We start from the raw sequence: 14,708 nt of genomic DNA on the forward strand, positions 1-14,708 counted from the left end.
CTGCGCCGCTACCGTTGCAAACTGTGTCTGCGCACCAGCACCGTTCTGACCAAGACGCCCTTGGCCAGATTGCGTAAAGCACAGTGCTGGGAAGACTGCGCGCAAGCCCTCATCGAAGGACTGACTGTCCGCCAAGCCGCACGGCGCTGTGGGGTCAGCAAAAACACCGCGTTCCTCTGGCGTCACCGCTTCTTGCGCGCGATGGCAACCCATCAGGCCACCCGGGAAGAGGGCATCGTTGAGGTTGATGAGACCTTCTTCCTTGAATCGTTCAAGGGGCAGCGGGGACTGCCGCGTCCACCACGTCATCGCGGTGGTAAAGGTCGAACTCGTGGAACCGGGCCAGATTACATCCCGGTGATGGTAGTACAAGACCGTGCAGGCCACCATGCGGATTTCCAGTTGGAGAAAATAGATGCCGAGACGGTCATCGCGGTGTTGAAGCCGTTGGTGTCACCGGATGCGGTGCTGTGTAGCGATGGAGCGGGTGTGTATGCCTGTTTCAGCAAAGAGCAGGGTGTAACCCATCAGGTGGTGCGCAATCGTCAAGGCAAACGGGTGGTCGGTGCGTATCACATCCAGCATGTAAATGGATATCACCATCGGTTGAAAGAGTGGATGGAGCGGTTCCATGGCGTGGCGACGCACTACCTGAAGAACTACTTGGGTTGGCGCCGGATGCTGGAGCGTTACGGAAAAGGCGTAAATATCAAAACATGTTTGCATGAGGCGCTGGGGCGCCCCATGCAACACGTAATTGGGACATAGCCATAAAAAAACGCCTCCACAAGGGAGGCGTTGTCGATAGCAGGTTATCAGGCCGCGTGATGGTAAGCGGAGGCTTCAAACAGCTTCTTGTTGGCCACCAGATCGATGGGGTCAAAATCATCGACGTTGATAGTGCGCAGGCGACTTACCTCGGCGCGGCGCAGCAGCTCCGCTTCGCTCTGGGTCAGTACGCCAGCGGCCAGGCCAATGTCGGCCACCTTGTCCAGCGCCATGAAGGGGCGCTTGATGCCATCGCTCTTGCAGACTTTCTCGAACAGCGGCTCGGCGGCCAGCACGTCATCGAGCGCCTGCTCCAGCAGACCGAAGGGGTTGCCCTCTTCGCGAGTCAGGTATTGCCCCTTGGCCAGGCGGCTGCGAGTTTCGCTCGGGGTTTGCAGCAGACGGGCCACTTGCTGGTCCAGCTTGTCGCACGGACGGTTCAGGTCACGACCCAGCGGCAGCACCACGGCGCGCAGGGCAAGCCCAATCCAGCGGTTCGGGAAGTTGCGCAGCAGTTCGTCGATCGCCTCTTGCGCCTTGAACATGGCATCTTGCAGTGCCCAGTGCAGCAGCGGCAGGTCGGCCTGCTGGCGTCCCTCGTCCTGATAGCGCTTGAGGGCGCTGGAGGCCAGATAGAGCTGGCTCAGCACGTCGCCAAGACGGGCGGAGACCCGCTCCTTGCGCTTGAGCTCGCCACCCAGGGTGCCCATCGCCATGTCTGACAGGAACGCCAGGTTGGCCGAGAGGCGGGAGAGTTGCTGGTAGTAGCCCTTGGTCTGATCCTTGTAAGGGGCCGCGGCAAAGCGGGCGCCGGTGATACCGAGCCAGAAGCTGCGTACCAGGTTGTTGATGGCAAAGCCGACGTGGCTGAACACCGCCTTGTCGAAATCTTTCAGCGCCTGCTCCTTGTCGGGATGGCTGGCAGCCAGCATCTCCGGCAGTACATACGGGTGGCAGCGGATAGCGCCCTGACCGTAGATGATCATGCTGCGGGTCAGGATGTTGGCCCCTTCCACCGTAACGGCGATGGGGGCACCCTGATAGCCACGGGCCAGATAGTTGTTGGGGCCCATGCAGATGGCCTTGCCGCCGTGGATGTCCATGGCATCGATGATGCACTTCTGGGCACGGTCGGTGAGATGGTATTTGACGATGGCGGAGATGACCGAGGGCTTCTCGCCAAGGTCGATACCGGTCACGGTCAGGTTGGCTGCGGCGCCCATGATGTAGGCGTTGCCGCCGATGCGGGCCAGCGGCTCTTCAATCCCTTCCATCTTGCCGATGGGCAGCTTGAACTGGCGACGGATACGGCTGTAGGCGCCGCTCGCTAGGGCCAGCATCTTGACGCCGCCAGTGCTGTTGGAGGGCAAGGTGATGCCGCGACCGACCGACAGACACTCGACCAGCATGCGCCAGCCCTGACCGGCCATGGCCGGGCCACCGATGATGAAATCGAGCGGGACGAACACATCCTTGCCCTGGGTCGGGCCGTTCTGGAACGGCACGTTGAGCGGGAAGTGGCGACGGCCGATGCCGACACCCTTGATGTGAGTGGGAATGAGGGCGCAGGTGATACCGAGCTCTTCCTCTTCACCCAGCAGGTGCTCGGGGTCACGCAGTTTGAAGGCCAGACCCAGCACGGTAGCAATAGGGGCGAGCGTGATGTAGCGCTTGTTCCAGGTGAGGCGCATACCGAGCACCTCTTTGCCTTCCCACTCGCCCTTGCAGACGATACCGAAGTCGGGGATGGAACCTGCGTCAGAACCCGCTTCCGGGCTGGTCAGGGCGAAGCAGGGGATCTCTTTACCCACTGCCAGACGGGGCAGGTAGTAATCCTTCTGCTCGTCAGTGCCATAGTGCTGCAGCAGTTCGCCCGGGCCCAGCGAGTTGGGTACGCCGACGGTGGAGGCGAGCACGGCGCTGGCGCCGCACAGTTTTTGCAGGACGCAGGACTGGGCGTAGGCCGAGAACTCCAGACCGCCATATTTCTTCTTGATGATCATGGCGAAGAACTTGTTGTCCTTCAGGTATTGCCACACCTCGGGGGAGAGGTCCGCGCGCTCGTGGGTCACTTCCCAGTCGCTCACCATGCGGCACACCTCCTCGACCGGACCATCCATAAAGGCCTGCTCTTCGGCAGAGAGGGCGCTGACCGGGATGGCGTGCAGTTTTTTCCAGTCCGGGTTGCCCGCGAACAGATCGGCTTCCCACCAGGTGGTGCCCGCTTCAATCGCCTCTTTCTCGGTGCGGGACATCTCCGGCATGATCGATTTGTAGATCTTGAACAGCGGCTTGGTTATTTGATTGCGGCGAAATTCCACCAGATTGAGCGGGATGGCGATCACCGCGAACAGCGCCCATACCAGCAAGGGCACATGACCATAGATGGCGCCAAGCACCAGGGCTGCGCCGGTGACCAGGGTGGAGATGAACAGGGATGCCCGGCGATAGGCCAGGGCTCCGATAACCAGGATCACCCCGAGCAGAGTGAGGGTCGTCGTCATTGCTTGCTCCTTGCGTGGTTAGGTTGCCAACGTGGCGTAACTGATCCAGAGGTCTGACCTGTTGGATATGGCCCCTGTTGTAATTCATACGCACAAAGTTATCAAGCTGTTTACATCTCCTTTACCTTCTCTCTGTGATCCCCATAACGCTCACGCGCCGCCAGCGCTGTGGCTCGCAGGGGGGCGACTGTGCGATTCGCTTGTGCGAGAATAGCCGCGATCTACACGCACACTAAAAACAGTGGAAGAGACATCATGTACCAAGAATTGATCCGCAATGAACTGACCGAAGCTGCCAGCGTGCTGCAGGCCTTCCTGGCTGATGAGCAGAACCTGAAAAACATCGAAGCGGCCGCCAAAATGCTGGCCGACTCTTTCAAGGAAGAGGGCAAGGTGCTCTCCTGTGGCAACGGTGGTTCCCACTGTGACGCCATGCACTTCGCCGAAGAGCTGACCGGTCGTTACCGCGAGAACCGCCCGGGTTATGCCGGTATCGCCATCTCCGATCCGAGCCACCTCTCCTGCGTCTCCAACGACTTTGGCTATGACTATGTCTTCTCCCGCTACGTAGAAGCGGTCGGCCGCCGTGGCGACGTGCTGCTTGGTATCTCCACCAGCGGCAACTCCGGCAATATCTTGAAAGCCATCGAGGCAGCCCGCGCCAAAGGGATGAAAGTGATCGCCCTGACCGGCAAGGATGGCGGCAAGATGGCGGGTCTGGCGGATGTCGAGATCCGCGTGCCGCACTTTGGCTATGCCGACCGTATTCAGGAAGTGCACATCAAGGTGATCCACATCCTGATCCAGCTGGTCGAAAAAGAGATGGCCAAGTAATCAGGCCATAACTACCAGATAAGGGCTGCGCCGGTAGCATGGTTCGCCATCTGCCGGTTGTTGCCAGTCACAGGGGAAGGGATAGCGCCTTCCCCTGTTGTCTGTCGAACCAGCGTGCTGGTCGAACATGACACAAGCCAAATCATGAAAGGAGTCTGCCGGATATGTGCGAACTGCTCGGCATGAGTGCCAATGTGCCGACCGATATCTGCTTCAGCTTTACCGGGTTGATGCTGCGCGGCGGCAAGACCGGGCCCCACAAGGATGGCTGGGGGATCACCTTCTACGAGGGGAAGGGCTTTCGCACCTTCAAGGATCCCGAGCCCAGCGCCCAATCTCCCATCGCCAGACTGGTACAGGCGCTGCCCATCAAGAGCTGCGCCGTGGTCAGCCACATTCGGCAAGCCAACCGTGGCTGCGTGTCGCTGGAAAATACCCACCCCTTTACCCGTGAGCTGTGGGGCCGTTACTGGACCTTCGCTCACAACGGTCAGTTGACCGGCTACAAGAAGCTGCCAACCGGCCGCCACCGGCCGGTGGGGGATACCGACAGCGAGCACGCCTTCTGCTGGCTGCTCGATCGGCTGGAGCAAAAATATCCCAAGCGTCCGGCCAACTTTCCCGCCATGTTTCGCTATCTCGCTACCCTGTGTGACGAGCTCAGAGCATTCGGGGTGTTCAACATGCTGCTCTCGGACGGGGAGTATGTGATGAGCTACTGCAGCAACAACCTGCACTGGCTGACTCGCTGTGCGCCCTTTGGCGAGGCGAGCCTGCTGGATGAGGAGGTGGTGATCGACTTTCAAAGGGAGACCACCCCCAACGATGTGGTCACCCTGATCACCACCCGTCCGCTGACCGGCAATGAGAATTGGGTCAAAATGGCGCCCGGCGAATTCAATCTGTTTCGCATGGGGGAGCGGGTGGCGACCAATCAGGTCGCGCTTGAGCAAGATAAAAAAATACCAGGGTAGATACCTACCCTGGTTCTTCGCAGCAGCCATAAAAGGCAAAAGGGATGAGAGGTGTTGCTGAGCATCATCACTCTGACGGCATTGAGTGTTGATCAATTGTTAATCTGTGGCAATCAAGTTGTTGTATTGAGGGGCGTTTCAGCATCGCTATTTCGATACTGATCACATTTTTTGCCACTTTATTCCCTGAGCCATCCAATCGGGTGCTTCATCACAGCCTGGTCGTGAGCCACGACATCGAAAACTATCTATAGTATGGTCTGTTTGAATACCGTTCTGGAGGAGCCTCACATGGAGTGGGTGGATCGCAAGGTGTTGCAGCAGCTGGCAGAGGATATCGGTCCGGATATGCTGCCCGTGGTCATCGCAGTCTTTATTGAAGAGGTGGGCGAGCAGCTGAGTCAGCTCAGACCCCTCTATGAACAGGGAGAGTGGGAGGCGCTGGCTCGGGTGGCGCACAGCATGAAATCATCCTGTGGCAGCTACGGCGCCATGCCGAGCTATCAGCAGGTGATGGCGCTGGAGATGGCCAGCAAGCAGGCCAATGTGGCCGAGGCAGAGCGCCAATTGCAACTGCTGGAGGCCTCCTTGCCCCAGGTGCTCGCGTTTCTTGCCGATTATCAGTAACGGCGCCATGCAGGGATGCCGGGGCGCCGTGACCGTTGCCTAACGTTGGTTGAGCAGTTGCTGGATGATTCGGTCCAGCGCCAGTTTCAGCTTCAACCGATCGTGCCGATGGGGCAGCTCAAGCTCGCCCACCTCGGCTTCGATCACTCGCCCTTGCCAGTCCCCCGCATCACCCGCGCCTTGTGGGGCCAGGATGGCATCCAGCCGACCCTGACCGACCCGGGACTCCAGCCAGCGACACTGACTCATCAGATCCAGCTGGCTGGCAGGGCCGTTTTCCGCCACCAGATTGCAAACAAAAACCAGCATGGCGCTGCTCTCGTTGATGGCCTGGGCGATCTCGGCCAGCAGCAGTGGCGGCATGATGGAGGTGAGAAAACTGCCCGGCCCCAGAATGATCATGTCTGCCTGCTGCAGTGCCAGCACCGCTTCGCGGGTCGCTTGCACCTCCGGCATCAGGCCGAGGGAGAGGGGTGGTGTTGCCAGTTGATCGATGGATACCTCTCCCAGGATCTGGGTGCCACACTCCATATGGGCGCAGAGATCGGTGGGAAATTCAGACATGGGTAGCAATTGTGACTCGATTTTGAGCATGTCACTGATCAGCTTGATAGCATCAAGAGGACGGACACAGAGATTATCGAGCGCCAGCAGCATCAGGTTGCCAAGGTTGTGGCCCGCCAGCTCGCCTTTGCCGGCGAAGCGGTACTCGAACAACAGGCTGCCGATGCTGGGATCGGTCACCAGCTGGTTCAGGCAGTTGCGCAGATCGCCCCAGGCGATGCACTCCTGACTCTTGCGCAGGCGTCCGGTCGAGCCACCATCATCTGTGGTGGCGACGATGCCGGTGAGCCGTTGACCGAGAAACGAGAGGGACGAAAGCACTCGTCCCATGCCATGGCCACCACCGATGGCAACGACCCGATCGAAGTCATTGATGTTTTTTTGCCACATATGGGCGTCCTGTCATTGGTCTCAGTTGACCGCTATGTTAGCAAGCGAAGCGAGATAATTGTTTGATAAAGGTATGATTTTTGCTTGAGGCTGCCATTCGATAAAACAAGGAGATGGTGTTGAAATTTCTGACCGTTCACTCCCTCGCCCAGAATTCATCGCTGGCGGCCCAAGATATCTGCGCGCAGCTGCGTCACCATGCCGATCAGGCCCCCTCCCTGCTGTTACTCTATTTTACCCAAGCCCATGAGGGGGCGATACTGCGCGACGCGCTCAAACGCCAGTTCCCGACGACCCGTCTGTTGGGTTGCAGCTCTTGCGGAGGTGTCATGACCGAGATGGGACACCATGCCCGAGACGGATATGGGCTGGCCGTTGCTGCTCTGTACGATGAGAAAGGGGCATTCGGGGTAGCCGGTGCCAGCGGTGACGGGGTGGATGTGCGGCAGTTGCTGCGCCGAGCCATGAGCAACTGTGGTCGGCCGGGCGAGCTGCCCCAGTTGATCCTGTTTCATGCCAGTCCCGGCAAGGAAGAGGGGCTGCTGGCCGGTATCGAGGCCGAACTCGGTGCCTCGGTGCCGGTGGTCGGTGGATCCGCGGCTGATAGCAGCGTCAGCGGTGACTGGCAGCTCTGCTGGGATGAGGCGGTGAGTCAGGATGGCATCGGTCTGGCGGTGCTCTATCCCGATTGCCAGCTGGCTTTTCAGTTTCACTCCGGTTATGTGCCTGCCGAATTCAGCGGCGAGATCACAGCCTGCAACGGGCGGGAGGTACTCACCATCGATCACCAGCCTGCTGCCGAGGTCTATGCCCGCTGGTGCGGGCGCGAGCAGCCCTGGCCGGTGGGGGCGATTTTGCGCGAGACCACGCTCACCCCGCTGGCTCGTCAGGTGGGAGCACTGGATGGCATTCCTTACTACAAACTCTCCCATCCTGAAGCTGTGACCGAACAGGGCGGGCTGCGGCTCTTTACCGATGTGGTGCAAGGGGAGCGTCTGCTGTTGATGTACAGCAGTCAGGAAGGGTTGCTGCAGCGCAGCCTCAATGCCATGCGTATCGAGCCAGGATATGGGGTCGATGTGGAATTGCAGCCTATCGGCGCGCTCATCATCTTTTGTGCTGGTTGTCGTTTGGCGCTAGGTGATATGTTGTGCCAATTTGTCGAGCAGAGCCAGGCTCGCCTCGGTAAGATCCCTTTTATCACCCCCTTTACCTTCGGCGAGCAGGGGCGGCTGCCCAATGGCGAGCTGGCCCACGGCAACCTGATGGTATCGAGTGTGATTTTCCTGACCCGTTGAGTCGGCAGAACATAACAGAGCAGGCAACAAGATGATTGGCAACAGTGAACTGGAAGCCCTCGGCGACAAATTGCAGACCACGTTGGTCGATCTTATGCGTTGCCGCGAGCGCGAGGCCAAGTATCGTCACGAGTCCCAGACTCTGCTGGGGGGCGTTGCCACCCTCGCCAATGCCAAGACGCTGGAGCAGGTGCTGGAGAGCCTTATCCAGGTGCTTAAACCCTTTATCGGCTTTGAGCACGCGGATGTGGTGGCCTGGGAAGGGGAGCAGGGAAGTACCCACCTCAGTACCGAGCCGATGCTATCAGCCCGCAGCTGGCGCATGACACCGGCATTTGCCCGCGCCATCTCGGGTGAAACCCTGGTGATTTACGATCCCGCCCAGCTGCCTGAGCTGGCGCCGCTGGCAAGCGAGCCGGGCTGGGCCAGCGTGATGCTGACCGGGCTACAGGCCCCCGGTTTTACCGCCACCCTCATCTGCCGCCACGCCCGGGCGGGCACCTTCGATCTCACCAGCAAGGCCGCCATGGAGCGTTGCCGTCCGCTTATCGCCCAGGCGCTGGTCAACATCACCTATCGGGCCCGCTTGCAGGAACAGGTCGCGGTAAAAACCGAGGCGCTACAGGCCAGCGAACGCCGTTTTCGCAGCTTCGCCGCCATGGCCTCTGACTGGTTCTGGGAGACAGATGCCGAGCATCGCCTCAGTTATGCCTCAGAGCCGGGTTATCTGGATGAGATGACCCCGCAGGCGACCCGGCCGACCCTCTATGACTACGTCTGCAACAAGCAGAGCTGCGATGCCCAGAAATACCTGCAGCTTTTGGCGCTGCGCCGGCCGGTGCGAGGGGTGCGGATGCAGGTCGCGCTGCAACACGGCCCCTGCTGGATGGAGGTGAGCGCCGAGCCCTGCTTTGACCATGATGGTCTGTTTATCGGTTATCGCGGCACTGCCCGGGATATCAGCAACCAGATCCGTAGGGAAGAGGAGCTGGCGCGGGCACGGGATGAGGCCGAAGCGGCCAACCGTGCCAAGTCCCAGTTTCTGGCCATGATGACCCACGAGATCCGCTCGCCCATGAATGCGGTGTTGGGGATGCTCGATCTGGTGCAGCATGCCGAGCTGGCGCCGGAGCAACAGAGCCTGCTGCGCCATGCCACCCACTCGGCCAGATTGCTGCAAACCATCATCGACGACGTGCTCGATTTTTCGAAAATCGAGTCGCAAACCCTGGTGTTTCACTGCGAGACTCTGCAACCCGTCCAGCTTTGCCAATCCCTGGTCGAGCCGCTGCAAGCTCGCGCGACCGCCAAGGGGATTGCGCTGGTTTATCGGGTCGATGAGTCTGTGCCCCGGGAGTTACAGGGGGATCCGATGCGTCTGTCGCAGGTGATGGGCAATCTGCTGGACAACGCCCTCAAATTTACCGAGCAGGGGCAGGTGACACTGCACCTGGGTTGGCAGGATGAGAAGCTGCTGATCTCGGTCTCCGACACCGGGATCGGGATCGCTGATGCGGATCAGGCGCTGCTGTTTGAACCCTTCTCCCAGGTCGACAACTCGGCCACCCGGCGTTTTTCCGGTACCGGCCTCGGTCTTGCCATCAGCAAGCGTCTGGTGACGCTTATGGGGGGAGAGATCCACCTGAAGAGCGAGCCGGGCAAGGGAAGCTGTTTCTGGTTCGAACTGCCCGGCATGGCGCTACCCTGCCATAGCCAGCCGCAGCGGGAGGAGGGGGCTTCGGCACTGCTGCCACTGGATGTGCTGGTGGTGGAGGACAGCCCGGTGAACCAGTTGGTGGTGTCGCTGATGCTACAAAAACTGGTGGGCAAGGTTCGGCTGGCTGCCAATGGTCTGGAAGCGCTGGCTCAGGTGGATGAGCAGATCCCGGATCTGATCCTGATGGATATGCGGATGCCCCTGATGGACGGACTGGAAGCGACCCGACGCTTGCGTGAGTTGGGATGCAGTATGCCTATCGTCGCCCTGACAGCCAATGCGATGGCGGAGGACAAGGCATGCTGTCTGGCGCAGGGGATGGATGACTTTCTCGCCAAGCCAATCACCTTGTCACGGCTGAGAGAGTGTTTGCAGCGTCACTTTGGTCAGCGGTTGCCGACGCGCGGATAAAAAAAATGGTCAACTTTGTGGGTTGACCAGTTCTTCAGCAAATACTGAAGAGAGCACGGGATAAATCGGGTTGTATCAATCTATATGAAAAATCTGTGCCAACTTTTTTAGACTCTTTTGTGTTCAATTTTGGCCGTTTAGCGCAGCGGCTCTCTCTAGTTATGGCGTTCTGCGTTCCCACTTACTCGCAAAATGCGAATTTCACATTTTCATTGTTGGAATAATTGCATTTTGCAACGCTGTTTTTGTCATTGTGAAATCAGGCGATGCAGGAATTTACGGGCTGCTTCGCTGTTTTGTTTGGCAATCAGCATCTGCTTTTCATAAATCGGCATCGGCAATATCTCGAGCCAGCGTTGGCAGAGCCAGGCGGCATCTTCAAAGCGCTTGTCCGGATAGAGCTCATCAAGCTCCGGATACTGCTCGAACACTTCCCGCAGGCGATTGACCAGCAGCTTGTCGTTGAAATCTGAGTGGGTGCTCGGCCAGTTGGGCAGCATCTCCACCTTGGCCCGGCGCAGGCCCATCTCGTCTGTTTCCATCTCGTGGATACAGAAGCGTTCCAGTCCCAGCACCGTCACCCCCAGCAGGCCATCATTGAGGGTGTAGAAGTCGGTCACCTTGACCCGGGTGCCCACCGGCAGAATGCGGCCGGATTGTCCCGAGGTGGTCGACTCTTCCATCACGATGCCAAAGCCCTGATCGTTGATGAATGACTCCTTGAGCATCTGCAGGTGGCGTGGCTCGAACAGACGCAGAGGAAGCTTGCCGCCCGGCAGTATGTGGGAAGGCAAGGGGAACAGTGCCAAAGGTTGTAGTTTCATGTTCCATCCTCCATTGAGTAGTTGCTGAATATGACAATGCAGCGACTGTGCCAGAGAATGAAAAAAGCCACCGGAGGGTGGCTTTTCGGGCGGTTGAGGGCGCTTAGTTGCGCTGTTCCAGATACATGACAGCCGCTTCCACGCGGCTTTGCGCCTCGAGTTTCTTCAGCAGGCTCTTCACGTGAACCTTGACCGTTCCCTCGGAGATATGGAGCACCGAGGCGACCTGTTTGTTGGAGAGGCCTTTTGCAATTTCGCGCAGGATTTGCATTTCGCGACGCGTTAAGCTTTCCAGCTTCTGCTGCAGGTGATCCAGCTCGTAGATGTTTTCGAGATAGGGGCGCAGCGGTTCGCTCAGGATCTGCTTGCCGGTCATCACGTCGGCCAGCTGGGCCAGCAGCAGATCAGGCTCGGTATCCTTGAGCAGGTAGCCGTCGGCACCCGCCTTGAGCAAAGCCACCACATCCTGACGGGCATCGGAGACGGTGAGGATCACCACCCGGGAGGTGATCTCTTCGGCCCGCAGCGCCTTGAGGGTATCGAGGCCGGAGAGCCCCTTCATATTGAGGTCGAGCAGGATCAGGTCCGGCTCGGACTCTTTGGCCAGCGCCACGGCATCTGTGCCGTTGGAGGCTTCACCGGTCACCTCCATGTTCTCTTCCAGAGCCAGCAACTGCACAATCCCTTTGCGCATGAGGGGATGGTCATCTACGACCAGAACTGTGTATTTCATCTCGTCCATCAGGCGTCTCTCGCTAGACTGGTGGGAAAGGTCAGATGCACGCAGGTGCCTTGTGGTTGCTGCTCGTTGATGGTCAGCAGACCGTGCAGTTTGCTGGCGCGCTCGTTCATGATGCTCAACCCGTAATGGTTGATCGCCGAGCTGGCGAGTCCGATCCCGACACCGTCATCTGAAATCTGAACCTCAATGTTACCACTGGCGAGGGTCTCACAGCTAACATCAATCACTTGCGCGTTGGCATGTTTGATGGCATTGAGCACTGCCTCACGGATCAACTGCAAAATGTGGATATGCTGGCCCGCCTCCAGGTCGTTGTCGGCCAGTCCGTAATGGAACCGGATTTCGGCCTGGGTCTGAGGTTGCAGTTGATCGAGCATCACCCGGATCGCTTCCCCCAGATTGGCATCGCCAATGGTGAGACGGAAGGTACCGAGCAGTTCGCGCAACTGGGTATAGGCATTGCTAAGCCCCTCGTCGATCTGCTGCATTGCCTCCTGCGCCTTGTCATGTTGCCCCTTGGCGTAAGAGCGCTTGAGCAGGGTGGACTGGATCTTGAGATAGGAGAGCGCCTGCGCCAGCGAGTCGTGCAGCTCCCGGGCGATCACCGCCCGCTCCTCCATCAGCAGCAGTCGCTGCTGTTGCAGCAGGGTCTGGTCTTTGTGCAGCACCTGAGCCAGCAGCATGGTGAAGTTTTTAATCAACCGCTCATCGATGGGGTGTTGGCTGATGATGTCGAGGCGGCCGAACTCCTGCTCATCCATCTGCAGATAGAAGCTGGCGACCGCATCGAGATCGCCGGGCCAGCCGGTGCGCCCCGAGATGTAGACCGGCATGGCGTTGTGCTCGAAGCGGGTCAGCCGGATGTGGTCGATATGCTGGTGGGCGGCGGCGCGGTCCAGCAGTTTGATGAGGGTACGGGTACTGAGCGGGGCGGCGTGCAGCTTCTGGGCGGTCGAATAGAGAAACGAGAGGGTGTCGTTGGCCTGTTGCAGCTTGGCGGTTTTCTCTTCCACCTTGTTCTCCAGCTCCCGATAGAGCTTGCCCAGCTCGTCCGCCATGGTGACGAAGGCACGCGACAGCTCCCCCAGCTCGTTTTCGCCGTGGGCGGGCAGCTGAAGATCGAAATCCTGCCGCTGGATCTGGCGGGCGCAGTAGACCAGCTGGTTGAGGGGGGCGACCACTTGCTGGCGGGTGAAGCGCACCGTGAACCAGGCAATGGTTATGATGGCCAGCAGGCCGAGCCCCTCCGCCAGTGCCAGCATCCGCACCTTGAATTCCACGTGGTACTGCATCTGATTGACGAAATTGTCGATGGCCGCCACAAACTGCTCGGTGTTATCGGTGTACCGTCTGGGGGTACGATCCTCGATGTGCTGGCGCATTACCTGCCACTGGCCGAGCACCTCGCCATAGGTGCGACGCAGGGAGGCTGGAGTGATCCAGCGCTGGGTCTCCTGCAGCTCTTCGGCGTGCAGGGTCTCTTCAAACTGGGAGAGGCGCCCCAGCACGCTGTCGCCCCGCTCGATTTCGTAGGCCATCCGGTAGGCCTGCATCCGCAGCGAACCGGAGAGGTTGATCGCCTTGGCATCGGGTACCGAGTAGAAGAGGGTGACCATGGCGACCAGCGCGATCAGGCTGGCCATGAAGAGGATCAACACCATGGCACGCCCGATTGCACTGCTGACCGAATGGACCCTGAACCGTTTTCCCATACTGATGCGCACCTCTGAATAGTGATAAGGACCCCGCAAGATGCGTGGGAGTGTACTCCAACTTGTGTTAGCATCGAAAAACTAGATGAACTCCGAGCGGTTTTGCCTAAGTCCTAGCGATAGGGGGAAACCAGCCGTCAGCCGACGTTCGAGCTGTAAGGGTCAGGAAAGAAATGCCCTGGCCTCCCGTATTTGGAAAGGTGTTTATGTTGCCACTTGAAGATGGTTTTTCCCGTCGTTTTTACTATTTGCGTCTGTCGGTGACCGATGTGTGCAATTTCCGTTGCACCTATTGTTTGCCTGACGGTTATCGCCCCCCGGAAGGCCACAAAACGGGGCGTCAACCCTTTCTCTCGATTGACGAGATCCGCCGCGTGGTCAGCGGTTTTGCCGCCATGGGCACCCGCAAGGTGCGCATCACGGGGGGCGAGCCCTCCCTGCGCCGCGATTTCACCGAGATCGTCAAGGTGATTGCCACCACCCCGGGTATCGAGAAGGTCGCCATGACCACCAACGGCTATCGCCTCAAGGAGCGGGCCCAGGAGTGGTTTGATGCCGGACTCAACGCGCTGAATGTCAGTGTCGACAGTCTCGACCCGCGCCAGTTTCACCAGATCACCGGCGAGAACAAGCTGGCCGAGGTGATGGAGGGGATCGAAGCAGCACTGGCCGCCGGTTTCAAATCGGTGAAGATCAATGCGGTGCTGCTCAAGGGGCTCAACGACTACCAGCTCGATGCCTTTCTGGGCTGGATCAGGCACAAGCCTATCGAGCTGCGCTTTATCGAGCTGATGCAGACCGGCGAGATGGATACCCTGTTTCGTGACCACCATGTCAGCGGCGAGCAGATCAAACAGCGCTTGCTGGAGAGCGGCTGGGTGCAGCAGTTGCGGGGCACGGATGACGGTCCGGCGCAGGTCTTTATGCACCCCGATTCGCAGGGGGGGGTGGGACTCATCATGCCCTACAGCAAGGATTTCTGTGCCGGTTGCAACCGGCTGCGGGTCTCCTCGCTGGGGAAGCTGCATCTGTGCCTGTTTGGTGACAACGGCATCGACCTGCGGGATCTGCTCGGCGCAGATGCACAATCCGATGAGCTGCAACAGCGCATTCGCGCGGCACTGGCGGGCAAGAGTGCTACCCATCGTCTCCATGAGGGCAATGCCGGTATCACCCCTCATCTCGCCTCGATCGGCGGATAACCGCAAAAAATCGCCAACGATTAAATAGCAATCCTCACATGGAGGTATTTTAACCGATACTTCCATTTTTATTGCGCTGCAAGGCTTTGATCTGGCGCAAAAATCCCCCCTGTTTATCTCCCTGGTGGTATATCCCTTACC

The 14,708-nt window shown here is 59.1% G+C and carries 12 protein-coding genes and 1 riboswitch; of the genes, 7 read left to right on the forward strand and 5 right to left on the reverse strand.

Annotated elements, in window-relative coordinates:
• Window positions 1-768, forward strand: a 768-nt coding sequence (locus AB5Y76_RS19985) for an IS1595 family transposase (protein ID WP_368177811.1), incomplete at its 5' end; no start/stop codon positions are given.
• Window positions 769-815: 47 nt separating this feature from the next.
• On the opposite strand, the gene fadE is transcribed toward AB5Y76_RS19985, so the two are convergent.
• Window positions 816-3,272 (reverse strand): acyl-CoA dehydrogenase FadE, encoded by a 2,457-nt coding sequence (fadE, locus tag AB5Y76_RS19990; RefSeq protein WP_236357022.1) that lies wholly within the window; start codon window positions 3,270-3,272, stop codon window positions 816-818.
• 255 nt (window positions 3,273-3,527) lie between these two features.
• Between fadE and lpcA the strand changes: the two genes are divergently transcribed.
• The 3 genes from lpcA to AB5Y76_RS20005 all read left to right on the forward strand — a co-directional run bounded on the left by lpcA (window position 3,528) and on the right by AB5Y76_RS20005 (window position 5,707).
• The gene (gene lpcA / locus AB5Y76_RS19995; protein WP_021230835.1) at window positions 3,528-4,106 is read left to right on the forward strand and encodes a D-sedoheptulose 7-phosphate isomerase; all 579 of its coding nucleotides are present in this window, start codon (window positions 3,528-3,530) and stop codon (window positions 4,104-4,106) included.
• 164 nt (window positions 4,107-4,270) lie between these two features.
• On the forward strand, window positions 4,271-5,080 hold the full coding sequence (locus tag AB5Y76_RS20000; protein WP_005353514.1) for a class II glutamine amidotransferase: 810 nt from the start codon (window positions 4,271-4,273) through the stop codon (window positions 5,078-5,080).
• Between the two features lie 291 nt (window positions 5,081-5,371).
• Window positions 5,372-5,707, forward strand: a complete 336-nt coding sequence (locus AB5Y76_RS20005; RefSeq protein WP_236271307.1) for an Hpt domain-containing protein — start codon at window positions 5,372-5,374, stop codon at window positions 5,705-5,707.
• Between the two features lie 39 nt (window positions 5,708-5,746).
• Here AB5Y76_RS20005 and yvcK read toward each other — a convergent pair whose 3' ends face one another.
• A complete protein-coding gene (yvcK, locus tag AB5Y76_RS20010; RefSeq protein WP_263716793.1) occupies window positions 5,747-6,661 on the reverse strand; it encodes a uridine diphosphate-N-acetylglucosamine-binding protein YvcK in 915 nt (304 codons plus the stop codon).
• 113 nt (window positions 6,662-6,774) lie between these two features.
• Here yvcK and AB5Y76_RS20015 point away from each other — a divergent pair, with 113 nt between their 5' ends.
• Together AB5Y76_RS20015 and AB5Y76_RS20020 are read left to right on the forward strand one after the other, a co-directional pair.
• A complete protein-coding gene (locus AB5Y76_RS20015; RefSeq protein WP_263716792.1) occupies window positions 6,775-7,959 on the forward strand; it encodes an FIST signal transduction protein in 1,185 nt (394 codons plus the stop codon).
• 31 nt (window positions 7,960-7,990) lie between these two features.
• Complete coding sequence (locus AB5Y76_RS20020) at window positions 7,991-10,087, forward strand: ATP-binding protein (protein ID WP_263716791.1); 2,097 nt, start codon at window positions 7,991-7,993, stop codon at window positions 10,085-10,087.
• A 248-nt stretch (window positions 10,088-10,335) separates the two neighbouring features.
• Here the strand turns inward: AB5Y76_RS20020 and AB5Y76_RS20025 are convergent, their stop codons facing one another.
• From AB5Y76_RS20025 to narQ, 3 genes are all read right to left on the reverse strand, one after another.
• On the reverse strand, window positions 10,336-10,911 hold the full coding sequence (locus tag AB5Y76_RS20025; protein WP_005334473.1) for an LON peptidase substrate-binding domain-containing protein: 576 nt from the start codon (window positions 10,909-10,911) through the stop codon (window positions 10,336-10,338).
• Window positions 10,912-11,014: 103 nt separating this feature from the next.
• Entirely contained in the window at window positions 11,015-11,653 is a 639-nt protein-coding gene (narL, locus tag AB5Y76_RS20030) for a two-component system response regulator NarL (protein WP_005334471.1), read from the reverse strand.
• Window positions 11,653-13,365 (reverse strand): nitrate/nitrite two-component system sensor histidine kinase NarQ, encoded by a 1,713-nt coding sequence (narQ, locus tag AB5Y76_RS20035; RefSeq protein WP_100653336.1) that lies wholly within the window; start codon window positions 13,363-13,365, stop codon window positions 11,653-11,655. The genes narL and narQ overlap by 1 nt, the downstream gene beginning before the upstream one ends.
• 78 nt (window positions 13,366-13,443) lie before the next feature.
• Window positions 13,444-13,584: riboswitch (molybdenum cofactor riboswitch) on the forward strand.
• Here narQ and moaA point away from each other — a divergent pair.
• Window positions 13,572-14,567, forward strand: coding sequence for a GTP 3',8-cyclase MoaA (gene moaA, locus AB5Y76_RS20040; protein WP_263716790.1), 996 nt, complete (start codon window positions 13,572-13,574; stop codon window positions 14,565-14,567). Its footprint overlaps the riboswitch before it by 13 nt.
• Window positions 14,568-14,708: the final 141 nt, after the last annotated feature.

This window comes from Aeromonas sp. R1-2 (assembly GCF_040908505.1).
In the GTDB taxonomy this organism is placed as follows: Bacteria; Pseudomonadota; Gammaproteobacteria; order Enterobacterales; family Aeromonadaceae; genus Aeromonas; species Aeromonas veronii.

Excerpts from the sequence above, each read along its gene's own strand:
- AB5Y76_RS20025 (WP_005334473.1), bottom strand. The coding sequence starts at position 10,911 with ATGAAACTACAACCTTTGGCACTGTTCCCCTTGCCTTCCCACATACTG.
- moaA (WP_263716790.1), top strand. The coding sequence starts at position 13,572 with ATGTTGCCACTTGAAGATGGTTTTTCCCGTCGTTTTTACTATTTGCGT.
- AB5Y76_RS20000 (WP_005353514.1), top strand. The coding sequence starts at position 4,271 with ATGTGCGAACTGCTCGGCATGAGTGCCAATGTGCCGACCGATATCTGC.
- narQ (WP_100653336.1), bottom strand. The coding sequence starts at position 13,365 with ATGGGAAAACGGTTCAGGGTCCATTCGGTCAGCAGTGCAATCGGGCGT.
- AB5Y76_RS20020 (WP_263716791.1), top strand. The coding sequence starts at position 7,991 with ATGATTGGCAACAGTGAACTGGAAGCCCTCGGCGACAAATTGCAGACC.
- yvcK (WP_263716793.1), bottom strand. The coding sequence starts at position 6,661 with ATGTGGCAAAAAAACATCAATGACTTCGATCGGGTCGTTGCCATCGGT.
- AB5Y76_RS20005 (WP_236271307.1), top strand. The coding sequence starts at position 5,372 with ATGGAGTGGGTGGATCGCAAGGTGTTGCAGCAGCTGGCAGAGGATATC.
- lpcA (WP_021230835.1), top strand. The coding sequence starts at position 3,528 with ATGTACCAAGAATTGATCCGCAATGAACTGACCGAAGCTGCCAGCGTG.
- fadE (WP_236357022.1), bottom strand. The coding sequence starts at position 3,272 with ATGACGACGACCCTCACTCTGCTCGGGGTGATCCTGGTTATCGGAGCC.
- AB5Y76_RS20015 (WP_263716792.1), top strand. The coding sequence starts at position 6,775 with ATGGTGTTGAAATTTCTGACCGTTCACTCCCTCGCCCAGAATTCATCG.
- narL (WP_005334471.1), bottom strand. The coding sequence starts at position 11,653 with ATGGACGAGATGAAATACACAGTTCTGGTCGTAGATGACCATCCCCTC.